Annotated in this window: 24 protein-coding genes; 8 read left to right on the top strand and 16 right to left on the bottom strand. The window is 39.2% G+C overall.

The window, feature by feature from the left end; translation table 11 throughout:
* Positions 1 to 40 precede the first annotated feature (40 nt).
* The 6 genes from bshA (at position 41) to ABJD64_RS12895 (ending at position 6,919) form a co-directional block, all read left to right on the top strand.
* Positions 41 to 1,189 carry an N-acetyl-alpha-D-glucosaminyl L-malate synthase BshA gene (bshA, locus tag ABJD64_RS12920; protein ID WP_348179303.1) on the top strand — a complete coding sequence of 383 codons (1,149 nt, stop codon included), beginning with the start codon at positions 41 to 43 and terminating at the stop codon, positions 1,187 to 1,189.
* A gap of 445 nt (positions 1,190 to 1,634) precedes the next feature.
* Positions 1,635 to 2,189 (top strand): hypothetical protein, encoded by a 555-nt coding sequence (locus ABJD64_RS12915; protein WP_348179302.1) that lies wholly within the window; start codon positions 1,635 to 1,637, stop codon positions 2,187 to 2,189.
* Positions 2,190 to 2,603: 414 nt separating this feature from the next.
* Positions 2,604 to 3,212 carry a sterol desaturase family protein gene (locus ABJD64_RS12910; RefSeq protein WP_348179301.1) on the top strand — a complete coding sequence of 203 codons (609 nt, stop codon included), beginning with the start codon at positions 2,604 to 2,606 and terminating at the stop codon, positions 3,210 to 3,212.
* A gap of 316 nt (positions 3,213 to 3,528) precedes the next feature.
* On the top strand, positions 3,529 to 4,626 hold the full coding sequence (locus tag ABJD64_RS12905; protein WP_348179300.1) for a VWA domain-containing protein: 1,098 nt from the start codon (positions 3,529 to 3,531) through the stop codon (positions 4,624 to 4,626).
* Positions 4,627 to 6,159: a magnesium chelatase gene (locus ABJD64_RS12900; protein WP_348179299.1), complete on the top strand. Its 1,533-nt coding sequence runs from the start codon at positions 4,627 to 4,629 to the stop codon at positions 6,157 to 6,159.
* A 40-nt stretch (positions 6,160 to 6,199) separates the two neighbouring features.
* On the top strand, positions 6,200 to 6,919 hold the full coding sequence (locus ABJD64_RS12895; RefSeq protein WP_348179298.1) for an ABC transporter ATP-binding protein: 720 nt from the start codon (positions 6,200 to 6,202) through the stop codon (positions 6,917 to 6,919).
* Between the two features lie 59 nt (positions 6,920 to 6,978).
* On the opposite strand, the gene ABJD64_RS12890 is transcribed toward ABJD64_RS12895, so the two are convergent.
* The 3 genes from ABJD64_RS12890 to ABJD64_RS12880 all read right to left on the bottom strand — a co-directional run bounded on the left by ABJD64_RS12890 (position 6,979) and on the right by ABJD64_RS12880 (position 10,114).
* Positions 6,979 to 8,259: a M20/M25/M40 family metallo-hydrolase gene (locus ABJD64_RS12890; protein WP_348179297.1), complete on the bottom strand. Its 1,281-nt coding sequence runs from the start codon at positions 8,257 to 8,259 to the stop codon at positions 6,979 to 6,981.
* A gap of 51 nt (positions 8,260 to 8,310) precedes the next feature.
* Positions 8,311 to 9,009, bottom strand: a complete 699-nt coding sequence (locus ABJD64_RS12885) for a DUF2490 domain-containing protein (protein ID WP_348179296.1) — start codon at positions 9,007 to 9,009, stop codon at positions 8,311 to 8,313.
* 175 nt (positions 9,010 to 9,184) lie between these two features.
* The gene (locus ABJD64_RS12880; RefSeq protein ID WP_348179295.1) at positions 9,185 to 10,114 is read right to left on the bottom strand and encodes a LysR substrate-binding domain-containing protein; all 930 of its coding nucleotides are present in this window, start codon (positions 10,112 to 10,114) and stop codon (positions 9,185 to 9,187) included.
* 104 nt (positions 10,115 to 10,218) lie between these two features.
* On the opposite strand from ABJD64_RS12880, the gene katG reads away from it, so the two are divergent.
* Together katG and ABJD64_RS12870 are read left to right on the top strand one after the other, a co-directional pair.
* Positions 10,219 to 12,414: a catalase/peroxidase HPI gene (gene katG, locus ABJD64_RS12875; protein WP_348179294.1), complete on the top strand. Its 2,196-nt coding sequence runs from the start codon at positions 10,219 to 10,221 to the stop codon at positions 12,412 to 12,414.
* 77 nt (positions 12,415 to 12,491) lie between these two features.
* A complete protein-coding gene (locus ABJD64_RS12870) occupies positions 12,492 to 13,028 on the top strand; it encodes a hypothetical protein (RefSeq protein WP_348179293.1) in 537 nt (178 codons plus the stop codon).
* Between the two features lie 222 nt (positions 13,029 to 13,250).
* On the opposite strand, the gene ABJD64_RS12865 is transcribed toward ABJD64_RS12870, so the two are convergent.
* From ABJD64_RS12865 to ABJD64_RS12805, 13 genes are all read right to left on the bottom strand, one after another.
* The gene (locus ABJD64_RS12865; RefSeq protein WP_348179292.1) at positions 13,251 to 14,216 is read right to left on the bottom strand and encodes a hypothetical protein; all 966 of its coding nucleotides are present in this window, start codon (positions 14,214 to 14,216) and stop codon (positions 13,251 to 13,253) included.
* Positions 14,217 to 14,621: 405 nt separating this feature from the next.
* Positions 14,622 to 15,086, bottom strand: a complete 465-nt coding sequence (locus tag ABJD64_RS12860; protein ID WP_348179291.1) for a hypothetical protein — start codon at positions 15,084 to 15,086, stop codon at positions 14,622 to 14,624.
* A 143-nt stretch (positions 15,087 to 15,229) separates the two neighbouring features.
* On the bottom strand, positions 15,230 to 16,516 hold the full coding sequence (locus ABJD64_RS12855; protein ID WP_348179290.1) for a hypothetical protein: 1,287 nt from the start codon (positions 16,514 to 16,516) through the stop codon (positions 15,230 to 15,232).
* 219 nt (positions 16,517 to 16,735) lie between these two features.
* On the bottom strand, positions 16,736 to 17,866 hold the full coding sequence (locus ABJD64_RS12850) for a hypothetical protein (protein ID WP_348179289.1): 1,131 nt from the start codon (positions 17,864 to 17,866) through the stop codon (positions 16,736 to 16,738).
* 273 nt (positions 17,867 to 18,139) lie between these two features.
* Positions 18,140 to 18,553 (bottom strand): hypothetical protein, encoded by a 414-nt coding sequence (locus tag ABJD64_RS12845; RefSeq protein ID WP_348179288.1) that lies wholly within the window; start codon positions 18,551 to 18,553, stop codon positions 18,140 to 18,142.
* A 419-nt stretch (positions 18,554 to 18,972) separates the two neighbouring features.
* Positions 18,973 to 19,611: a hypothetical protein gene (locus tag ABJD64_RS12840; RefSeq protein WP_348179287.1), complete on the bottom strand. Its 639-nt coding sequence runs from the start codon at positions 19,609 to 19,611 to the stop codon at positions 18,973 to 18,975.
* A gap of 226 nt (positions 19,612 to 19,837) precedes the next feature.
* A complete protein-coding gene (locus ABJD64_RS12835; protein ID WP_348179286.1) occupies positions 19,838 to 20,737 on the bottom strand; it encodes a hypothetical protein in 900 nt (299 codons plus the stop codon).
* Positions 20,738 to 20,931: 194 nt separating this feature from the next.
* Complete coding sequence (locus tag ABJD64_RS12830) at positions 20,932 to 21,501, bottom strand: hypothetical protein (RefSeq protein ID WP_348195129.1); 570 nt, start codon at positions 21,499 to 21,501, stop codon at positions 20,932 to 20,934.
* A gap of 191 nt (positions 21,502 to 21,692) precedes the next feature.
* Positions 21,693 to 22,235, bottom strand: a complete 543-nt coding sequence (locus tag ABJD64_RS12825; RefSeq protein WP_348179284.1) for a DUF4375 domain-containing protein — start codon at positions 22,233 to 22,235, stop codon at positions 21,693 to 21,695.
* A 156-nt stretch (positions 22,236 to 22,391) separates the two neighbouring features.
* Complete coding sequence (locus ABJD64_RS12820; RefSeq protein ID WP_348179283.1) at positions 22,392 to 22,937, bottom strand: hypothetical protein; 546 nt, start codon at positions 22,935 to 22,937, stop codon at positions 22,392 to 22,394.
* Positions 22,938 to 22,942: 5 nt separating this feature from the next.
* Positions 22,943 to 23,401, bottom strand: coding sequence for a hypothetical protein (locus ABJD64_RS12815; protein ID WP_348179282.1), 459 nt, complete (start codon positions 23,399 to 23,401; stop codon positions 22,943 to 22,945).
* Entirely contained in the window at positions 23,373 to 23,810 is a 438-nt protein-coding gene (locus ABJD64_RS12810) for a DUF2314 domain-containing protein (RefSeq protein WP_348179281.1), read from the bottom strand. Before ABJD64_RS12810 ends, ABJD64_RS12815 begins: the two co-directional genes overlap by 29 nt.
* 245 nt (positions 23,811 to 24,055) lie before the next feature.
* The gene (locus ABJD64_RS12805) at positions 24,056 to 24,610 is read right to left on the bottom strand and encodes a hypothetical protein (protein WP_348179280.1); all 555 of its coding nucleotides are present in this window, start codon (positions 24,608 to 24,610) and stop codon (positions 24,056 to 24,058) included.
* Positions 24,611 to 24,724: the final 114 nt, after the last annotated feature.

Genomic DNA, 24,724 nt, shown 5'->3' with positions numbered 1-24,724 from the left:
CAACCAAGACCTTAAACACGATTAAAATATTGAGCAATAGATGAATATAGGAGTAGTTTGTTATCCGACCTATGGTGGATCGGGAGTTGTGGCAACAGAGCTCGGAAAGGCAATGGCACTGGAAGGTCATAAAGTCCACTTTATTACCTATTCGCAACCCACCCGACTAGATTTTTTTAATGAAAATCTTTTTTACCATGAAGTAGATATTAAACCCTATCCTCTGTTTCAATACCCACCTTATGAAATCGCTTTGGCAAGTAAAATGGTTGATGTTGCCAAGCGAGAAGAATTGGATCTGTTTCATGTGCATTATGCAGTCCCACATGCTTCTGCAGCCTACATGGCAAGAGAAATTTTAAAAGCTGAGAATTTGCACGTGCCTTTTATAACAACGCTGCACGGTACGGATATTACCATTGTAGGTAAAGATGCCTCTCTTGAGCCGGTAGTTACTTTCTCGATCAATCAATCTGATGGGATCACAGCAGTGTCAAATGATTTAAAAAAGGATACCTATAATCATTTCAAGGTATCCAAAGAGATTCAGGTCATTCCCAATTTCATAGACCTGGATCGATTTAAAAAACAAAAGAAAGACCATTTTAAAAAAGCCATTTGTCCGAATGATGAGAAGCTTATTGTTCATACCTCAAACTTCAGGAAGGTAAAGCGGGTGGAAGACGTGGTTAAGGTATTTAATGAAATTAGAAAAACGGTCCCAGCCAAACTTCTTTTGGTAGGAGACGGACCGGAACGATCGGCTATTGAGAAGTTGGCTGAACAGTCCTGCAGTATTGACGACGTAAGGTTTTTAGGAAAGCTAGAAGCCGTAGAAGAAGTGTTAAGCGTATCAGATTTGTTTTTGATGACATCGGAAAAGGAAAGCTTTGGTTTGGCGGCTTTAGAAGCTATGGCCTGCGAGGTGCCGCTGATATCGACTAACGCCGGTGGACTGCCTGAATTGAATCAAGACGAGGTCACAGGTTTTATATGTGACGTTGGAGATATTAAAACTATGGCCGACAAAGCCCTTCTAATCTTAGATAAGGACAACTTGCCAAAATTCAAAAAGGCTGCGTTGAAAAGAGCGCAAGAATTTGAGCTTTCCAATATACTCCCCATGTATGAAAATATGTATAGAAAAGTTGTAGAGGAGTTCCGAGAGAAAATATCTGTGAAACGCTAAGATTCCTTCAATATCCTCCCTTTTAAGTACTTAGCCTTTACCAAGAAGTAAATTATCTGGAACTTTAATCTAAAAGTCGGTTTTTGCAATTCATTTTATTATGACTTAACATTGCAAACGAATCCAGTCTATAGCTCAGCTAAGGTTTCAGTCTTGCTGGAAAAGATTTAGCTAGAGCATTTATGGTATTTGCCTGCAGCAACGTACGATTAAAGTAATCCTGACATCTTTTAGCGCAATTCATGATCTAAGTTAATTATGATCACCGCTCAGTCTGTTTATTTATACACCTAGTTTCAAGTAATTGAATTAATTAAGCTTAAAGTTGCTAATTCATCAAGCAATAACAGTAGCCCAATAGAGATGATGTTGTTACATAATTAATTAAATCTTTTAATATTAAAACTATGAAAAAATAACCCTATCATTTGTTTTTTCTTTGATAATGAGCCCCATATTTTCACAGGGATTCATTGAAAGTTTGGACCAAAATGCCATTGCCTTTATTACAGGGAAACCTACTAAGGTAATACCGGCATCCGGTGAAGAGTTTGAAGGAAAGTTAGTTGCTGCTGGTGTGATCAATGGCTACCTCAACAAGATTACTATTAAGAAAGAAGACGGAACTAAGATTAAACTCGAACCAGAAAATGTCAAAAGGTTGTCGGTGAAGATCAGTAAACTTGCCAAATTATCAATGATGGCAGAGTCCACGCAAAGCATCAAAACAGTTGCTAATTCAAATTTTAGCGAAATAGCGAATCGGGAATATATCATTTTTGAATCTGGTCTTAGGGATAAAAAGAAAGATAAGCCAAGGCTAATGCAATTGCTCAATCCTGGTTTCGATAGTAAAATCAAGGTATTTGCGGATCCCAATGCCAAAGAGACCAGGGGCATAGGTGTAGCAGGAGTCAAATTGACAGGTGGTGTGGATAAGTCCTATATGTTTGTGGTCAATGGTGAGAAGGCTGTGAAAGTCAAAAAAGGCAATTATTAAGAGTAATTTTGACGAGTTATATCTGGGATGCCCAAAGATGGTTGAAACATTTTCTGGTGAGAAAACAAAATGGAATGATGTGGCTGGACATGTTTTTGTCTATGATCAGGTTTGCGAATAGTTAACTTTGATTATTAATTATGCATTTTCAATGAATTTATTCTAGTTTGAGGCTTTGGTGATTACTAGAGCCTCATTCACATTTAATGAGACATTTCAGGTTCATAGCTCATTAGCAGTTATGATTTAACCCGATTTCTTAATCGTAACAGAGAATTGATAATTGGAGCTTCGTGATTTTGCCTGATTTTGCTCATAACATTTAAAATGAATTGCTCGTTATTGCAATTGTTTTAGGTTTATGGATATGTTTGCATTTCAATACTTGGTTTAAATCGATAGTCTACTTGTTTCATGGAAAACAAAGCAAAAAATTCAGGGTCAGGAAGGGTATTTAATAACCCTCTCTTAGAAAAACTCACCAGAACGCATATTTCATTGCCTCTGATTGCATTTTCTATTGTGTCCACTTATTTGATTTACACCGGAGCAACGGAATATGGATTGACGGCAATTACCCTCATCCTCTTATTTTTGGCAGGTGCGTTGGCATTCACGTTTGTGGAATACTTGATGCACAGATTTCTGTTTCATATGCCAGAAACAACTCCTGCCAGAAAAAAAGTGGTCTATACCATGCATGGTGTACATCATGACCATCCTAAAGACAAAGACAGGTTGGCCATGCCGGTACCGTTAAGTCTGACGATTTCATTTGTTTTCTTTTTGGTCTTTAGATTAATCATAGGGAATTTAGTTTGGGGCTTTTTACCAGGCTTTCTTATGGGATACGCAGGTTATCTTTGGATTCATTTTATGATTCATGCATTTCAGCCTCCTAAAAACTTCTTCAAGTTCTTCTGGGTACATCATGGTATCCATCACTACAAACAACCTGAACGTGCATTTGGTGTAACAACCCCAATATGGGATTTGATATTCCGAACTATGCCACTTAAGTAGATTTAATATTCAAAGTTTGAACTTCTTTCGGAATAACTTACTTATGGTATGTAAGGAGAGAGAATTGGCATCTAATTAATCTTAGAGTTATCCTTTTTGGGTTTTTTGGCTTTGGGCTCGAGCAATAGTTTGAATGTTGAGTCCCTAATAAAGAGAATCATATCCTGCACTAGAGTAGCTAATATAGGTTTTCGTCCCGGCATTTTCTCAAGCTTATTTTTTCTTCCTGTGAAGGCTCATTAAATTTATTAAAATAATACCAACATTAAATGATTTATCCAGTTTAATGTTAAGTGTTTACTTGAACTGAAGCAGCATGATAGGCTATAGATTTACTGAATTCATTCCCGACAAAAAGGAGTCAAGTGACACTTTCGATAATTTATGGAGTATATTCAGAGAACTACTTCTTATTACTTCTGGTGACCCCAATGAGGCGTTGAGCTGGCTGACCAACTTGGATAAACAGTACAATATTTCGAGTGAAAACTATGGAATAGGAGACTTCATAGAGGAGCTTAAGGAAAAAGGCTATCTCGACGAGGAGCAAAATACAGGGAAGCTGAAAATTACTGCCAAGACAGAGAATGACTTTCGAAAAAGTGCTTTGGAAGAGATATTTGGAAAATTACGAAAGTCAGGAAAGGGAGATCACAATACCTTTATATCAGGAAGAGGAGAGGAGAAGGGTGTAGATATCAGGGATTTTCAATTTGGGGATTCTCCGGATCATATTTCTATAACCGATAGCTTAAGAAATGCTCAGATCAATCATGGATTTGGTGAATTCATGTTGACTGAAGATGACCTTGAGGTAGTAGATAATGAATTCAAAACACAGACCTCAACTGTACTGATGATCGATATCAGCCATTCCATGATTTTATATGGTGAAGATCGAATTACTCCTGCCAAAAAGGTGGCTATGGCACTTTCTGAGTTGATCTTGAGCAAATACAAAAAAGACACGCTCGATGTGATTGTCTTTGGTAATGATGCCTGGCAAATCAGCATCAAAGATTTGCCTTATCTTAGTGTGGGACCCTATCATACTAATACTGTGGCAGGACTTGAGTTAGCTATGGATATTTTGCGCAAGCAAAAAAACCAGAACAAGCAAATTTTTATGATTACTGACGGTAAACCAACTTGCATGAAAGTTGGAATTAAATATTATAAAAACAGCTTTGGTCTTGATCCTAAAATATTGAAAAAAACGATGAATTTGGGCGCAGCCTGTCGCAGATTGAACATCCCAATAACTACTTTTATGATTGCCTCGGATCCATATTTAAAACAGTTTGTTAAAGAATTCACAGCCGTGAACAATGGCAACGCTTATTACAGCGATCTTCAGGGATTAGGGCACTTGGTATTTGAAGACTTTAAGAAAAATAGAAGAAAGAATTTATAAATGACAAAAGCATACGGAGACCTAACTGCCGAGGAGAAATTGTCTGTGACCACACTAGGTCAACTCCAATCCATCGGTTATCAACCGCGATCGATAAAAGACGAACTCAGAAATAACTTGATTACCTCTATTCAGGAAGGAAATCAGGTTTTTGAGGGTATTTGGGGATATGAGGATACAGTGATTCCAGACATTGAAAGAGCTATTCTTTCCCGGCACAATATTAATTTGTTGGGATTGCGGGGACAGGCTAAGACGAAAATCGCACGCTTGATGGTAGGCCTGCTCGATGAATGGATACCGGTAGTTACTGGTAGTGATTTAAGTGATGACCCTATGTCGCCACTTTCTAAGTATGCCATAGATTTAATTAAGGAAAAGGGAGACGAAACTCCAGTAAGCTGGCTGAGCCGAGAGGACCGTTTCACCGAAAAACTGGCCACACCGGATGTGTCTATTGCTGATTTAATAGGAGACGTAGACCCTATCAAGGCTGCTACCTTGAAATTGCCATACTCCGATGAAAGAGTCATTCATTATGGCCTGGTTCCACGGTCTCATCGAGGTATTTTTGTTATCAACGAGTTGCCGGATTTACAACCACGTATACAAGTAGCACTTTTTAATATTCTCCAGGAAGGAGATATTCAGATTCGAGGATTCAGACTCAGGTTACCATTGGATATACAGTTTGTATTCACAGCCAATCCTGAAGACTACACCAACAGAGGTAGTATTGTGACCCCTCTAAAAGATAGATTGGGCAGTCAGATCATCACGCACTACCCCAAGACAGTTGAAATCGGTTTGAAGATCACGCAGCAAGAAGCTGCATTAGCAAAAAATAGTTCAGGTGATATTGTAATAAACGAGCTGGCCAAGCTACTCATAGAACAAATTGCCATAGAGGCCAGAAGTAGCGAATATGTGGATGTGAAAAGTGGCGTTTCTGCGAGACTGACGATTTCATCTTACGAAAATCTGGTAAGTGCAGTAGAACGTCGAATGTTGAAAAATAAAGAGGTGAAAGGACATGTTCGTATCGCGGACTTTATTGGCATTATACCTTCGATCACAGGAAAGATTGAGTTGGTGTATGAAGGTGAACAAGAAGGGGCTGGAATAGTCGCCCAGAATTTGATCGGTAAGGCCGTTCGAAGCTTGTTTGTTGATTATTTCACTGACCCTGATCAGGTTAGGAAAAATCGCGAGATGCGAGATCCATTCAAGCCGATTGCTGATTGGTTTGGTAATGGCAATATGATTGACTTGCTCCATGATTATTCGAATAAAGAATATCAAAAGGAACTGAATAAAGTGCCTGGTTTATCGGAGTTGGTTAAAGAGCAGATTAAAGAGAACAAGGACGAAGATTTTAGGTTGTTCCTAATGGAATTTGTCCTGTTCGGATTGGTTGAATATAGTTATCTGAGCAAGCATCCTCTGGAGAATGGTATGCGAATAGATGATTTGCTCGGTAGTATGATATCCGGATTTACTGATCCGGATGATGAAATCAACGATATGCAGTAACGGAACTGAAATAGGCTCGTCCTATAGGAAATAGTAAAATATGTCTGAAATAATAAAAACCAGAGAAATTGCCAGAAAGTATGTGATGGGAGCGGAGACCATTCACGCACTAAAGTCTATCAGTATTTCCATTGACAAAGGGGAGTATGTAGCATTTATGGGGCCTTCTGGTTCTGGTAAGTCTACTCTGATGAACATTATAGGCTGTTTAGATACGCCAAGTTTGGGTACCTATATACTCAACAATCATGATGTTTCTGATTTAGATGAAAATGAACTTGCAGAAATCAGAAATAAAGAGATTGGTTTTGTGTTTCAAACATTCAATCTGTTGCCTCGTTCTACAGCGTTAGAAAATGTGGCCCTTCCTCTGGTATATGCGGGTATGGGTAAATCGGATCGCGAAGAACGAGCCCATGAAGTATTAAAAGGCGTAGGCTTGGGAGACCGGGCTACCCATAGACCCAATGAGCTCTCTGGAGGGCAAAGACAGCGCGTTGCGATTGCCAGGGCGTTGGTGAATAATCCGAGTATCATTTTGGCCGATGAACCCACAGGTAATCTGGATTCCAAAACCTCATATGATATCATGGAACTATTTGAACAGTTGCATTCACAGGGAAATACCATCATTATGGTGACTCACGAAGAGGATATAGCACAATATGCCCATCGAGTCATCCGCCTTCGCGATGGCATGATAGAAAGCGATGAAGTGAACCAGGAAGTAAAAAGAGTGGCCTCGAGCGTGAGCGCTTGATTTTGGTTGGCGGATACTGCTTTAATCGTTTTAATAATGCGTCATTAGGCCGTTCTTTCCTACAATTCGTCTACAAATTGTGTAATCAGCCTGAAGTAATCTTCAAACTCGGTCAATGGCAATGTTTCTGATTTGTCGTAGATATCGTGGTAGGCTTGGATGCCTCCGAGGGTATAGATGAAAAAACAGGGTACCTTCTTCATGTGAAACATACAATGATCACTGTTACATGCTTCACCTCTTATTTTTACTTGTGCTAACAAGTTCTTTTCAGAATTAATACGAACCAGACGATCAAACTCTTCTTTATAAAGCTTCCCGTTTACAACTTGTATTCCTTCATCACCGGTACCTGAAATATCAAAATTCACTAGAAACTTGATTCTAGAGAGCTCAAACAATGGATTTTCAACGAAGTGTTTGGCTCCGAGTAGACCAAGTTCTTCTCCTCCAAAAGCTATGAATACGGTATTGTATTTGGGTTTATTTGATTGATAATGTTTCGCTAGGTTCAGTAGCATCGCTACACCGCTTGCATTGTCGTTAGCACCAGGAAACAGGGCTTCTGAACCCATCATGCCGAGGTGATCGTAGTGAGCGATTAATACGATCAACGAATCTGATTTTTCACCCTCCAGATAACCAATCACATTTTGAGATTTGTACTGTTCGAAGTATTTGTTTTCAACATGCACTGTTACCTTTTCAATATTCCTGGTACTACTGTCATTGTCCACAATAAATGACGGTTTCGTAAAACGCGTAGTTGAGCCTCCCCAGGTTAGTTTATCATTCGTTAAAATAATGGAACCAGAAGCTGGGTTATCCGGGTGATATTTAATGAAATTGATTACTTCGGTAATTCGCTTTTGTTGTTCATTCGTATAGTCTTTTCTATTGAACGTAGGAATGACAAGAAACTGCCCTTCAGAACTTCTCAATTTGCCTGACAATAAGTGTTGGTTGAGCATATCCTCAATGGGAAGGGTTACAGTATTAAATTCACCCTTGACACCCGGTGACCCTGCTTCGATTAAGTAATCAATTCCGGCAGATTTTTTTGTTCCATTCAACGCTAAGTTCATGGCTGATGGAAAGGTATTGACCGATGTTGTGAACTTTTGAAAATAATTTTTCTTGAAAGATTTAAGCCCTAGTTTTCTAAATTCGGCCCCGATATATTTTGCTGCAATTTGGTCTCCTTGCCCAACATAGCCTCTTCCTTTGAATTCATCAGAAGCCAAAGTCTTCACCACATTTTTGGCGTAGTTGAGGTCCTGGCTAATAGACAGGTGAGAAACAAGGATAGCAATAAGGACGGCCGGAATTTTTCTTTTCATATTAAGGCTATTGAGATACTTTCCAATTTGGAAATAGTTTATTGCTTGAGATTAAAATTGATGGTGGAAACTTATCTGTAATTGATCTTTACTCCAATTGTTCGTCGTTTGCTTCATAGCACCGAGCTGAACTCTTAGTCCTTTTCTAATGATATAGCCAATTGCCGCGTAGAATCTATTCCGATCAAATAGCTCCACCTGGTTTTCATTACCGATATCTCGTTGTCCGTTAATGAAGAGTTCATTGTACAATGAAAGGTATATTGTTCTGTCCTCCATGTCAGCGTTATTTAAAGGAATGTTCAGAAAGAGGTTGTACCTGAATCGTGTTCTGAAATTTTGACCCTCTACAAATCGTTGTTCAAAACGAAACCGATGGTTCAAATGAAAACGTTGACCAATTCGAACCGGATACAGCGCTTCCTGGTAAATTCTACTTTCGGCCGAGGTGGACTGATCAGAACCATAGGTCCCGGTGGTTATATTGCCATACCCTAGCGTAAGCTTTATGTTGGCATTTTGTGGTTTATAGGTGATGCCGCCTCGAATTAATAATTGTTCAAGATCACCGGCAAGGTTCCAATTACGGTATTGAATATCTCCCTGCACTCCCCATGAACTCTCTTTGAAGGTGGTGTTGAAGAAATACATATACCAAGCACCCAATTCACTCTCATTGATTTGTGCTTTGCCTGTATGTGAGATGAGAATGGTAATAATTATAAATCTAAAAATAGTCTTCTTCTTCATTTTGTAAATAATTTTCCACCAATACGCTACCTGTTACGTTTGCATGGAGGATTCAACGTTTCAATCTTTATTTCGGCTGTAAATTTAATCTTGCATTCTGAAAAATAAAGGATTTAACCATTTCCTCTGCTGGATTTTATCGTCTTTCTCTCCAATTAATTTGGAAATGAGTGTGTCATTTCCAGTCAAATTTCACGACAGCTTGCCCTTCGAGCAGCCGTCCGGGAATGACCTTTTGTATGGTGTCTTTTAACCTATTGATGACGGATTCTTTTATGTAGCTGCTGTGAACAACAATGCTCACTTCCCGTACCGGTTCCGGATTGGTAAACCTACGAACATGGACTGAATCGAGATCGTCTCTAACTGAGAGCTCTGGTACCAGTGTATAACCTACTCCATTTTGTACCAGACTTTTCAATGCTTCGATAGATCCACTTTGATAATCAAAACCTATGGATGAGCCGTATTTGGCTTCTTTACAAATAGCCAGCGCTTGCTCTCTGAAGCAATGCCCTTCTTCTAATACCAAAACTTCGCTGGGATCAAGGTCTTCAGCTAACATGAGTTTTTCATTGAGAAATCGATGATTTTCGGGTAAGTAAAGCAGAAAGGGTTCGTAGAAAACAGGTATTTCCTTAATTGCACTTTCGTTAAGTGGAGTGACCAAAAATCCTATATCTATGGTTCCGTTTTCGAGTTGGGAAATAATCTGACTCGTTTGAAGTTCTTGTATTTTCAAATGAACACTCGGGTTTTCCTTCATAAACAAAGGAAGGAACTGAGGAAGTAGGTAAGGAGCCAGTGTTGGGATTATGCCTATGGTGAATTCTCCTTCCATAGACTCTTTCTCATGGTTGACGAACTCTTTCAACTGCTTTGATTCACGAAGTATTTGTCGTGCACGGATAATAACTTCTTTCCCAATTTCAGTCGGTTGAAGGGGTTTCTTATCCCGGTCAAAAATTCTAACCCCGATTTCGTCTTCCAATTTTTTTACCTGCATGGTAAGATTAGGTTGTGAAACAAAACAATGCTCAGCGGCCGTCACATAATGGCGATATTCATCTAGTGATACGATGTATTCAAGTTGTTGTAAAGTCATATAACTTATTATTATACAAGTATAATAATTATTGATTTGAATAATAAGAAATATCTTCTCACCTTTAAATAGAACTTAATCGAAAAATATAAATTCTATAAAAAATGGGAAACAATGATAATAACGGTGCAGGCAAGTGTCCTTTTCACGGTGGAGAGCTCAATCACGGTGCAGGCAGCGGAACATCAAACCTTGATTGGTGGCCAAATCAGTTGAAATTGAATATCCTTCGTCAGCATTCTAGTGCAATCAATCCAATGGACGAGACATTTGATTATGCAAAAGAGTTCAAGACACTTGACCTAGCTGCAATAAAAAAGGATCTCGTAAATCTGATGACAGATTCTCAAGACTGGTGGCCGGCTGACTACGGTCATTATGGTGGTCTTTTTATCAGAATGGCCTGGCATAGTGCGGGTACCTACCGTATTTCTGACGGCCGAGGTGGCGGAGGTTCCGGCGCACAGCGTTTTGCTCCTCTCAACAGCTGGCCGGACAATGGTAACTTGGATAAGGCCCGTTTACTGCTGTGGCCGATTAAAAAGAAGTATGGTAAGAAAATCTCCTGGGCCGACCTCATGATCCTGGCTGGAAATTGTGCCCTTGAATCTATGGGATTCAAAACTTTTGGTTTCGCCGGAGGTCGCGAAGATGTTTGGCAACCTTTGGAAGACATTTATTGGGGCTCTGAAGTCGAATGGCTGGGAGACAAAAGATACACCGGTGATCGAGAATTGGAAAATCCATTGGGTGCGGTACAAATGGGTTTGATCTATGTGAATCCGGAAGGACCCAATGGCAAGCCCGATCCGGTGGCGTCGGGTCAAGACATCCGAGAGACCTTTGGTCGAATGGCCATGAACGATGAAGAAACTGTAGCCCTTGTAGCTGGCGGTCATACTTTTGGCAAAGCACACGGTGCCGCCGACCCCGGAAAATACGTAGGTAGAGAGCCAGCAGGTGCGTCTATCGAAGAGCAAAATTTAGGTTGGAAAAATACCTTTGGTAGCGGACATGGAGATGATACGATTACCAGCGGCATAGAGGGTGCATGGACACCGAATCCAACGCAATGGGATAATGATTATTTTGAAGTGTTACTTGGTTATGATTGGGAGTTAACAAAAAGTCCGGCTGGAGCACATCAGTGGACACCTACAGCAGCATCAAATGCAAGGATGGCACCTGCTGCAGGCGATTCATCTAAAACCCAAGCCCTGATGATGACCACTGCGGATATGGCACTGAAGATGGACCCGATCTACGAACCTATCTCCCGACGCTTTCATGAGAATCCTAACGAGTTTGCAGATGCATTCGCTCGAGCCTGGTTCAAGTTGACCCATCGCGATATGGGGCCTAGAACTTTATATTTAGGACCAGAAGTTCCAAAAGAGGAACTGATCTGGCAGGACCCTATTCCAGCGGTTTCTCATGAGTTGATCAATGATCAGGATATTGCGGAGCTGAAGCGTAAAATATTGGATTCCGGACTCTCTGTGTCTGAATTGGTTTCTACGGCCTGGGCATCGGCATCAACTTTTCGTGGTTCAGACAAGCGTGGTGGTGCCAATGGCGGTCGTATTCGTCTGGAGCCTCAGAAAGACTGGGAAGTTAATAACCCAGCTCAGTTAGGAAAAGTCCTGGAAACATTGGAAGGTATCCAAAACGATTTTGGAAAGGAAGTTACGATGGCTGACCTGATCGTTCTTGGCGGATGTGCGGGTATTGAGCAGGCGGCCAAAAATGCAGCTCAAGACCTGACCGTGCCTTTCACACCCGGGCGTGCGGACGCCTCGCAAGAGCAAACGGATGTTGACTCATTTATGGCACTGAAGCCGACGGCAGATGGATTCCGCAATTACAGGAAGAGCCTTTACAAAGCGTCAGCAGAGGAGATGTTGATAGACAAAGCACAACTTTTGACTCTTACAGCACCTGAAATGACGGTTCTTGTTGGAGGTATGCGCGTCCTGAATACCAATTTTGATCAGTCTCGGCACGGCGTTTTCACTGATCGCCCAGAGGCGCTTACTCGTGACTTCTTCGTAAATCTATTGGACATGAGCACAACCTGGAGGGCAACTTCTGATGAGCAAAATTTGTTTGAGGGAAGTGATCGTACAACAGGTAAGGTGAAGTGGACAGGAACACGTGTCGATCTCATTTTTGGATCGAACTCCGAGCTGAGAGCACTCGCCGAAGTGTATGCCTGTGAGGACGCTCAGGAGAAATTTTTGCAAGACTTTGTGGCGGCGTGGACCAAGGTGATGAACCTTGACCGCTTCGACTTGGCTTAATTTCGAAGTAACGAAGCTGTCTCCATAGTTTGATTTTCAAATTATGGAGATGGCTTTTATCTATAATCTTTTGTGGTATGATACATCTGCTAACTGTTGTAGGAAAAAGTGCTCAGACCTTCTATCTGGAACAACAGGTTATTTCAGATTTCAAATCACTGATGAGGACCCTCACATCCGGGAGAGTGATGATCATCTCAACAAAATTTCGGTCTGATTTATTCTATAGTGCCGAAAAGTCTGAAAATGAGTCCATCTTGAAATCCTGGATTCTCTATGCAAACACAAGTATGGATAGCCTTGACGGGACGGACTTTATTACTTCTATCGGAGATGAAGAGTCATTGACCAGGTACTTTCAATCCATAAATGCATTGTCTGCCAATCGATATCATTATCAGCGCTATCAGGAGGCCTTTTATAGTGCTTTTAGCAACGATGACCAAAATCCAATGGCCAGGACCATCGTTCAGTGTGATCAGCATCTCATCGAGCACCCCAGTATAAAAAGAGCACCCTTGATTGACATTGGGGAAACGATCAATTCTAAGGTGATGAAGGATACGTTTCCACTGGCTATGCGAATTATCAACAACGACAACAGCTCAAATTAGGGAGATGTAAATATTGCTGATCTTTTTTAGGATAGGGCTACAACTGTTTCAATGTTTGTCAGCGTCTGGCTATGATGAGTGAGGATTAGAAAGCTCTAATCTTTCCTTTTCCACATGGTCACGTCTTTTTTAAAATTTATTAATTGTGGCTGATTTTTCAATTCCAATGAAAATATCCTGACTGATGAAACAGCATTCTTTCATAGGTTTTGTCATATTCTGTTAGTTTGACATTTGTTGCAATTTCTTTTTTACATCTTGTAGTTCGGAGTTCTGCTGTTCCAACTTTTCCATCAGTTCGATCTGATAAAGTGTTAACTCTTCGATCTTCTTCAAAAGCAGCATATTCATATCCCCTAGTTCTATTCCATTTGTTTCCATTTCTTTAGCCGATGGAATTTCAGGTAGGTGTTTGTTTTCGGATATGTATTTCTTGGTTTCTTGTAGAGTTAAAAGTTGGTAATCTGATTCAAAAACGTAATCTGGACCAGGAACATTCAAATCTACTTTTACTTCCTCTGAGTGAATAATACCTTTCACAGTAAGTTTTTCATCGGCAAGATATGAACCAGTACCTATTCCTACATTGCCATTGCTTTGGATTCTCATCACAATGTTTTCAGGTGTTGAATTAGATGTAAAATCATTGTTACCTCCTACTACTATATCTATTGATCTAAGTCCGCTTTGTTGTGAAGTTAAATTATGTAAAACTAACCCTCCATACATTTGATTGTTATTGCCATTACCTGTAATACCAGCTATATAAAATCTTCTATCTCCGAAATATAGATTGTTACCTTCTCCGTTATTGTTAGTTTTTATATCAAGTGGAAATCTAGCTGAGTTTGTTCCAATTCCAAGATTACCTCCCAATGTTCCAATATAGGAATGACCTCCATTCGCACTTAAGTAAGTGTTATAGTTATTTGACTGGTTTAAAAGGTGAAAGCCGCCATCTGTTTTGATTTGAAAATGCTTATTAGGGCCGGCATGATTATGAAGTTGAAGATGTGTTGAAGCACCGCTTCCAATTTGTTTTAAAACCCAAGGCCTTTCTATGTTAAAAGTTAACAAAGTTGCCCCTTCTCCAGAATTGTTGAGATTCACAGATTGATAGTTACCAACTTGTGCGAACGAGGATAGAGCTAGTAATAATGAAAGAATAGTTAGCTTAATTTTTTTCATAGTATATAATTTGAATTGGGACGGGTCAAAGTTGAATATAACGTCTGGCTAAGATGAGTGAGGATTAGAAATCATCGTCCTGTAATCTACCCCAAGCTACACAGTTTTTAAATTTGTTTTAATGCCCTTCAACAATCTGATATGGCGATTGTGCACACGCGGCTTTTTAAAGCACGAAAGTAGCTGAATCGCTCCAATCCGCCAAAGTCGGTTTAGTCATTCAGTTTGATCAGGAGCGCTCTGGAATGGAATGACCATTTCACGGTATTCTAGAAATTCCTGTGTGAATCGGTAGAGCATTTTCAGGCATTGACTCGGTGGGAGAGAAGGCGCATTCGCTATTCACTTTTTTACCAGCATTCAGAATCCCATGAATCTTCGGATTGCAGATAAGGCTTATGTTTTTTAATCTTTTGTTAAAGCACTTTGCTTCTTTGCCCACCAAGTCCCATAATGAGGTAAAGTTTTTCTTACTTGCCCCTCATGTTCAAAAATGGAAGTGTCACTTTCCCATGAACCAAATAGTATATCCCCTTTAGCCAAACATCCTTTGAATTTTACTTTTGTCAAAATATTGTCACTCAGGCTAATCATTTCCTTTTCCGTTTGATCTGTATAGAAATAGAACTTTGAATATCGTATTTCAAACATAATGTTGTTGTTCTCCGATAACTCTCCAACCATATTTGCATGTTCATTTATCTCTGAAACCTCAGGGTCTAACATGAACATTCCGTTAAAAGTCATGGTGTTTGTGTCATACTTTACTCTAAAAAGAAATTTCGTAATTTTTTCTTCGGATGTGATTGTTAGTTGACTTGGAAGAATTATATCCCCTTTCCAAGTACCACCAAGAATATCTCTGATCATTTATTTCTGGCTCCTAATGTGCTCTAACGCTTGGCAATACTCCCTATGCAAAGAGTTTGATTAAAAATATTAAACTATCTGATTCAAGCACTAATTTTAAATAGCTCAAATGCATATGGAGTATAGGTTTTGTTATGATATTTTTAGTTCTTGATTACTGCTTTTAATTCCTCTATTTCTTTCTGCTGAGCATCAAGTCTTTTGTTCTGCTCGATGAGATAAAGGGTCAATTCCTCGATCTTCTGGAGCAGTTTAGCGTTCATCTGTCCTAGGTTGATTCCATTTTCGATTACGTCTGATTCACTCGGTATCTCGGGTAAATGGAAATTATTAGAAATGAATTTCTCGGTTTCCTCTAGACTTCTAAGTTCATATTCTTCTCGAAAGACTCGATCTTCCCATAATGTCATTTCAACTTTGATTTCTCTAGCGCCAATTGAGCCATCAACTGCAAGTTTATGAGAACCTGTAGCTGTCGTACCAATGCCAATGCTGCCATTAGGCGTAATTACCATATCCGGGTTACCTATGGAACCGCTTCCTTTTGTTGCAAATTCCATTGTTGATTGTGGTGTATTTACAGTAGATTGAATTGTATTTACTCTAATAAATGCAACTTGCCTATGTGCGTCTGACTGGCCGTTGGCTTTAGTAAATGCAATTCCTCCAAGTGTGCCATTATCTATACTAGAACCGGTGGAAATCCAACCCATGCGACTTCCACCTTGAATATCTAAAACCACATCATTTGAATTGTAAATTTGATGAGTAGCGTTTGAATTATGAATTCCTGGATTGGTTGTTCCTATCCCAATATTGCCATTATCCTTAATAACCATTCTTGGAATTGCACCACCAGATTGGTTTGTAGTCTTAAAAATAATATTGCTTGATTGCGAGTTATTATTGTCAATTTCAATTTCACCTCGTGTATAGGAGTCATTCGATACTCCGAATCTTAGTGTTCGAGAACCTGTGTTGTTAGACAAAATATAATTACCCCAATCTCCTTCTGCAACATTTCCTTCTGAAGGTAAATTGTCCTCCAATCCTACTTTGAGTTTGCCAATTGCGACGTTCCCTAGATAATCAATTCTCATTCGCTCCTGAAGAGACCCTCCTGAAGCAGGCAGCGTGTAAAATGCCAGTTCACCTCTGCCGGCTGCTCCGGGACCTCTTGTTCCTGCAATTCGTGAAGAAATAGCCTGATCATAGGCACCGTCATAAAAATCCAATTGCCCAAGAGGAGCCAAAGAACCATGACCACTAGTCCTTGACAATTGAATAATGGATTGACTGCCCTTTCTTAATTCGAGCTTGCCACTAGGAGAACTTGATATGCTGTTAGTTCCATTTGGAAGGTATAAAATCTGTGCATTCAGAAAGTTGGAGGAATACAATATTGAAATAAGTAAACAAATCTTTTTCATTTTATTTAGTTTGGTGATTAATCATAAGACCGGTATAGGAATTGAAGTGATTGATGCGCTCGGCTGATTTAGATACAAAATAGACAAATCTTCCATTTGGTCTATACTTTTTCAGTTTTCACTATAGAACAAGTCAAAGATTTGTCGGTGCTAGTGGGTCAATCGAAGCTTCAAACTAGAAGCTCCCACTATAATTTTCCTATACAATGTTATATTCTTTTAATTCTTCAATGTTTGTAGTTCTTCCTCTACCTTCTCAAGCCGTTCCAGTAATTCAATCTGATAGAGTGTCAATTCTTCGATCTTCTTCAAAAGCATCATGTTCATTTTTCCTACATTAAAACCGCCATTTACTTCAATTTCTGAGGCTGAAGGAATTTCAGGAAGGTGTTTATTCTCCTGAATATACTCCTTGGTTTCATGAAGTGTTCTGAGATCGTAATCTTCTTCGAAGACATAATCAGGAACTCCTGCATTTGCTAATACTTTTATTTCTGTAGAATGTATAGCACCTTTCACGGTTAACAATGCATCAGAATCAGGGTTTGAAGTTCCAATGCCAACGTTACCAGTTGAACCTTTTAAATAAATCGCATCAGGAAAACTATGAACACCTAGTGCTAAGTTCGAATTGGTATCAGTGATTTTGAGTCTTCCTACAGGACTTGACTGAGTTGGTGAAATGATCTCTATTGCTCTTCCTACTTGGTCTTTGATTTTGAGATTATATGTAATCAATTCCTTACCTCCAATCGTTAAGTTAGCATCTGGTGAAGTGTTACCTATTCCAATATTGCCATCGGCTCTTATGAAGAATAGACTTTTTGATTGTTGTTGATTATAAAATTCGAAACCTTCAGACATATTTACAGAGCTGTAATTGAATCTTAGTGTTCGGTTATCACTGCCAACTGTAGCATCAGATTGGATAGAATGGACATTGATGCTACCTTTGGAAATCGTAAGTAGGCCGTTGACGTCTAGATTGGAACTAGAAGTAGATGTGCCAATTCCAACATGGCCATCAATTCCTGAAATACGAAAAACGTCTGGAAAATCACGAACCCCTAGTCTCAGACTTGAGTTAGTCCCCGAAATTTTCAACCTGCCTACGGCACTTCCAATGGTTGGTGAAATCATTTCAATAGATCTTCCCGCTTGGTCTTTAATTTTCAGGTTGTACGTGATTAATTCATTACCTCCAATAGTTAGGTTTGCATCAGGATTAGAAGTAATAATCCCCACCTTATCAGGCGTTGTAATTTTCGTTCCATCGGTACTCTCAGTCCACTGAGCTAGACAAGTGTTCACAATGGTTGTTGTAAACAAAACAAAAAGAGTTCTTTTCATGTTTTTCTGAATTTAGTTTTGTTGGTAATTGAATATAGCGCCTGTGTAGGACGAGTGTCCTCACAGTCTGATTAAAGCAGAAAGATAACCGATCCGCGCACAAGCACAAAAGCCTGTTTATCCACTAGCCCAAGTTTAGACCACCAAGAAAACCACGAATTAGTTATCCATATACTAGAGATTCCGCGTGGAGCGGTGGTGCTGATTCTGGCATTGATTCGAATAGCTCGCAAGGGCATTCGTGGCTACACCATGTTGTGAGTCATTTTTTTATTATATGAAGTCATTTTCCCACCAAATTACCCAGTTTTCGTTGAGTTCTAAAACGTTGATGTTAGAGTTAGTACTGTCCATTTCTAGTTGGCATTCACTGTGATTCAGTTGAATGTTCGATTCAAATATTAGTTCAAACTGAAGGGTGGTTATGGTGTCGCACATGTTGATTTGAGAAAACAAATAATTTACCTTCATCGGCAGTTGCTGAATTAGTTTGTTGACTTGTTCATTATGGTCTTGAGGTTTCGTCAATTGTCCAAGATTGATCCATCCACTTTCTTCATTTTGAACTTCGTATTTCAATTGTTCATATAACTCATAGTTATTCAAGAAGTGTTTCCGTAAGATTGTTGGCTTGTCTGAACATGCAGAAAGCCCAAAGACTAAAAAAGGAAGGATTAGGTGTCTCATTCTATAAAGAAGTCCAGCATGATTCACAACGTTTAGTATATGGCAAGTAGGGCAGTGGAAAGCGATAAACTTTCGAGTTTGCTCTGAGCCAAAACGTTGTATTTTGTTTTTAATTTATTCATTCTTAAAAGCCAAACGTAAGTTCATTAGCACCGTTGGAAATCAAAATAAAAGCGAACTAAATCAACGATTTGGTGGATCTGCTATGAAAACCAACTTTTCAATTTAGCAATGAACCCCTCGTTGGGTATAGCCATTGTTGCATGCTTTTTTTCTTTTTTCTGTAATGTTGCTGGGAGTTTATTAAAGAAGTATTCTGCCCATTTATCTCCTTCGATTCCGTTTTGTTCAGCATGAATCCAAGCTCCTTTAGCATGCTCTTGAAAAACTCCAAATTGCTTTAAATCAATAATTCCATCTCATATACAGATGGAATTATCAATGTTTTTGATTCTTATTTCGTCTCCATTTTCGGGAATATGTAAGCCGTTATAATCCCACTGTTCAACCAATAGAGTATCAGATTTACGATTTTTCTCACTTACACCATCCTCCCAGGTAATCGTTGCTCTAGTTATGGAATTTTGCGGTATACCATAAGGTCTACTTGGCTCAGATGATGGTGAGTCTCCAAAATGAACTCTACTACCATCTTTTAATATGACATTTGATAAACTTCCTTCAATTTTCCAATTACCCATACCAAAGTTTTCATTAAGTCTTTCTTCAGCATATTTAATTTGGAAATTGTATTTATCCATCAATCGTTCATCAGCTGATAAATCTCCTTGTTCTTCTCCTTTGTACAAAGATGAAATTTGGTAGTCAGGGTCATTGGTTATGGGGTCAGGTAGTGGTAACCAACCGCCATTTAAAAGAATCTCACTATTTGAAGCAATACCATGTCTGGATGTATTTTGATTATCATAAACTGTTTGTTCATTTGATACACCAAAAGTAGGAGCTATAAGATTGATGTGTTTGCTTTCTTGAAAAGCCCAATAGCCTCCTTCGGTTCCAGTTTCTGAATAAAAGCAAAGTCTACCTTCTAATTTCATTTCTTTAATTGCATACAACGATCAAACCAGACGAGTGGCGATTTATTTTTGTTCGTTTCGGATACTAATATAGCCGAATCTGGAATTCAGTCGGGCGACGTTCGCTCATAACTTTATGATTCTAATGAGGCGCAGCGCAGAATCAGTGGACCTGTAAAAACCTCAGGCGCTTCCTGTTTCCACGAAGAAGGTAAGCGCGTTCATTTTTATCTATTGTCATGATCTTTTATTCGTTTTTCAAGGCAGAAACCTCTTTTTGAAGTTCTTGGATTTCTTTGTTCTGTTCGATCAGATACAATGTTAACTCTTCGATCTTCTGGAGCAGTTTAGCGTTCATCTCTCCTAGGTTGATGCCGTTTTCAGTTACTTCTGCTTTATTTGGGATTTCGGGAAGATGACCTTTTTTGGCAATGTGTTCTTCTACCTCTTCGAGAGTTCGAAGTTCATAGTCGTTCTCAAAAACAAAGTCTGACCATCCGGTTGCCTCTACTTTGATCTCTCGGGCACCAATTGTTCCTTCAACAGCGAGTTTATGGGTTCCAGTGTTCTCGGTGCCAACTCCTACACTTCCAGAAGAATTTAGAACCAAGTTCTTTCTCCAATTCCATGCTCCATTACCATGATATCTTGTTTGAAGATACATTCTTCCTGAGGCGTTAGCGTTATTGGTGTTCTCAGGAGTTACCAAAATCCTCCCCTGTTGCCAAAAGTTACTTCCATCGATATCAGCAGGAACAACAAAACCAAGAGCAGCACCTTCCGAAGTACTTCTGGTTGAACTTGTGCCTTGAATTATAAGATTGGCATCACTAGAATTGGTAGATGTTAATGAAATCGAAGAATTAGCAACGTGCAATTTGGCCAAAGAACTACTAGTGCCTATTCCGACATTTCCCTGAAAAAAGGCATTATTGATATTGCTTAAACTAATAGTTGCTTCTGATGTTGATATATCTCTGATGCCCCAGGCCACCCATCCATTAGATGCTTTATTTAGCGTATGATAATTTTGTCTTACATATAAAGGCCCTTGAACATCGAAATGTGGGCTACCGACAGTTGCAATTTGAGCTTCACCAGAAGCTGCTACCAATAGTAATAGGTTGATTATCAAAACTTTTTTCATGTTTATTATTTTTTGGTTAGGAATTGATCATAACGACCAGCTATGATGAGTGGGGATTAGAAAGCACCAATCTCTTGTCTTGCTCATAGCCACTCATTATTTAAATTTAGTAATTGTGACTGACTTTCCAATCCCCACGATAATATCCTGAACTACAAACTCCCCATTCATTCATAGCATTTGTTAGGGCGATGTTATTCTTCGTTCCACTTGCCATAAAAGTCCATTTTGTTCAGTTGGAGTTCGTATTCAATATCTCGATCTGCGAACCCTGCTGTTGATCCGTCCTTGGTGTTCATCTTGTAAGTTGATTTAAGGTTTCGAATGAGTTCACCTTCCGAATTAAAATATAGTCTTTTCTCAATTGTTAAGGGTTCGTCAGCTTGATAGGTGTTCATCCGCCAATAGACGAAGTAAAGTTTGTCGTTGGTGTCGAAATAGTAGTCAACTGCAATGTACCAATCTCCTGACATGGAGTAGTTGTCATAGTAGACGAAGGTTCCGAGGTTTGACTTTTCAATTAATCGGACTTTTTGAAATAGAAATTTGCCTTCAGAAGCTTGTTCGTTCGTATACCATTCATCTTCTTGATAGCTCTCTCCCCAGGCATAATGAAAAAGTTGAGTTGAGCCGTTAAGTTCGCTCTCAATAATTGGTTGCCATATCTGGAAGTTCTCCCGGATTTGGAGAATTTCTGGATTTTCTTGTGTTCTTCCCATCAGACAGTTTAGGAAGAAGATTAAGAGAAGTATCGACTTTTTCATAAAGTTTGATTCTGGCGGAAATTCGCCCTAACGTCCAGATATGGTGAGTGGAGATTAGCAAGCACTAACCTCTTCTCTTGCACATAGCCACACCGTTGTCTAAATTTAAAACTTGTGGCAGGCTTTCCAATCCCCACGAAAATATCCTTACAAATAAAACCCCATTCAGTCATAGTGTCTGCTGCATGCTTTTAATCTATGCATTCAGTCATGTTCTGCCTTATATAACTGACTCTAATCTTCGAAAGGGGTTGATTCTTCTCAAGCTCGTAGAACTCGTCATCCAAAGTTGACAAGTCTACCTCTTCACAGGCTTCAACAAATGACTCAATTGAGTTGTCATTTCTTAGTTTCTCAAATGTATCTTCCTTGAGCTCCAAAAGTACTAATACTTTTCTGAGTAGGTTCGCATGCTCAGATGCTCTGAGGTGTTCTAATCCGCAAAGTGCCATGTATGCAAATTTTCCAGTTGAGTTGAAGAAATATTGGATGAATCCACCGTTGTTGACTTCTGCCTCCAGACACCAAGAAGTGTAAATCCATTTCCGTCCGTTTGATAGTTCAGATACTATTTCAAATTCATTTGAGAAGTCCTTGTCAAACTTCTCCATAATGTTGTCAACTACAGTTTGTTCGAGTTCATCATCACTGACATTATCAAGTATTTGCTTAGTTAAGACTTTATGGATCTTACGGTTTAGGAATTCGTTCACCCAGTCTAATTCATTATCCATCGTGAAGTAATTGCATGTAACGCCACTGTATGCAGCGTCCGTTTTGGTGAAGATAAAGTATCGTCTACTAAATAGCCAAAACGCAGTTTTGGCGGGCTTCCACAAATCTCAATTCTATCTTCTGGCAGCTCCCACGGATGATGTTATCGCAGAATGTTACCTCACGTCTTTCATTTTGGTCAACTCGATCACTCCGCTATAAAACTCTTCGGACACAGCAAATTTAGGGATTAAGATGTTCATTGTGGGCTCTCCAATTAAAAGCATGAAGTGGTCATCTCGATAATCGACACTGGTTAGTTCTTCCCATGAATGAGTTGATATGTGCGAATTATTTTCGAAATACTCGATTTCATTTTCGGTTATCTTGAGCCCCATTGTTTCCGTGTTCTGATGTTTGTTTAGGTATTCTGATAGTTGATCATGGAAGTTGCTAATCGCAGCGTTAAAACGTTTTGTCACTAGGAACAATATAATCAAATGATAAATTCCAACTCCGGATAGCAAAATGCTTAAAAAAACAAGTTGAATTGCGTGGTTCTTTGATGATATGATCAGTAAGGCAATCACTAGAGTTATCATAGCTGTTAGTAAGTGAGTTCTCTTGACCTTCTTTCTTTCAGGCTCGGATTTAGTAATCCATCCTTCGTAAAAGTTGCGAAATTCTTTAGGATCATATTTCAGAGTTGTTTCGTACTTCATCACCATCAATCAAATCCAGTTGTTGAAAAGTACCACCTAGAGTTTAGTTGTTCAATCTTGTATGAAGCGTTCGGTGTTTCGTTGTTACCAAAGTTCCTTGGTTTGGTAGCAAAATCATAGATTATTCTTCGTTCGGATTGGAATAGATTTTGGCTCTTTTTTATGAAAATTATCAAGCTGTCACTTTCTTCAATGAATCCAGAAAAGTCTTCATTTCTTGTTTGGTTCTTGACAATGTAATGAATTCCCATGCTTCGCATTTCTGCTGCAATTCGATCATCTTCATTTGCATCAAGAACCACGTTCCCATAATCTGCCATGAATTCAATTATCTCAGTTAGTTCAGGTTCATACTTAGCTACTCGTTCACTGTCAAAAGGGTTACAGCCAACAATCAGAATAAATACAATAAAATATGGAGTTATTTTAATTATCTCATTGACCATTTTGCAGCTTGTATGCATCTGTTAGGTAGTCACCAAAAATTAAGGTGTCGCCATGATAAATCATGAAATCTTCAACTAAAGTTGGCGAAAAAACAATAGTATCAAGGTATGAAACATGAGTTACTTCTTGTGGAACATTATCCAAGATTCCTTTAATTGTTGGCTCTACCTGAAACACATTTATCCACATGTGTTCGGTAGTTTGGCTGTTCTGAATTCCATATTTCACATAATACGACCAAGTTGAGTCAGCAGAATTCTCATTATAATGACTTAGAAAGCTTGATATATTTTCTTGAGCAAGTTCCATTGCTCGTTTGACCTCCGTAGAGTTGAATTCCAGCGATCTTGTGTTCTGTTCATCCCAAGATTTGGAGTTGGGGCTTGAGCAGCTAAAAATTAACAATAAGGGTATGATTATGCGCATCGAGTATGTGAGGTAACGCCTGTGTAGGACGAGTACCCTCACAGCCTCATTAAAGCAGAAAGATAACCGATCCGCGCACAAGCACAAAAGCCTGTTTATCCACTAGCCCAAGTTTAGACCACCAAGAAAACCACGAATTTGTTATCCATATACTAGTGATTCCGCATGGAGCGGTGGTGCTGATTCTGGCATTGATTCGAATAGCTCGCAAGGGCATTCGTGCCTACACCATGTTAGCCACATTTTTATTGTTCGAAATGTAATGATTTCAGCATTACTTTAGCATCCGTTTGAAGGAAATCTTCTGTTGAATTGATTTCGGTCAAGTATTCTATAGTTTGAATTTGAAGTTGTCTATCCTCCAAATTTATAACTCCCCATGAATGACCCTCATCATAATTACTGGATTTGTAGGCTAAATGAAGAAATTCAATATCAAGCGTATCCAGCTTAAAAGTTGTTCTGCCAATAGTTCTTGCTGTTGGGTAGTTCTTCAAAAATGTTTCCTTCGAATCGGTGAAAAAATCATTAGTCGGCCAGCCATTCTTAACTCTAGTCATCTCATGAAGTGAGAAGCTGTCGTAAGGTTCTGCTGTTCGATTGATCCATGCATACATTTGACGTTGTCCAGTTTGGCTAAGTGGAGTGTTATCAATATAGTCGGAAGGATATTTTAATGAGAATTCAATTGGGTAGAGTGATGTTGGGGTATCGAATTCAGTTTTTGAAACATGAAGTTCTTTGTATGATTCGCATGAAAACAATACGATTGAAAGAATGCAAATTAAGAGAGTTCTCATAAGGTTGTGGCTAACATCTATGCAACACTCATCATGCGTGTCACCTTCTTTCAAATATACCCTAAATCATAAAATCAAATGCTTGGTCGCAGCGGAGGCTAGGGCCAATGTGGG

Source organism: Reichenbachiella sp., from assembly GCF_039944555.1.
Taxonomy (GTDB): domain Bacteria; phylum Bacteroidota; class Bacteroidia; order Cytophagales; family Cyclobacteriaceae; genus Reichenbachiella.
This window is presented reverse-complemented; position numbering and strand designations above follow the sequence as displayed.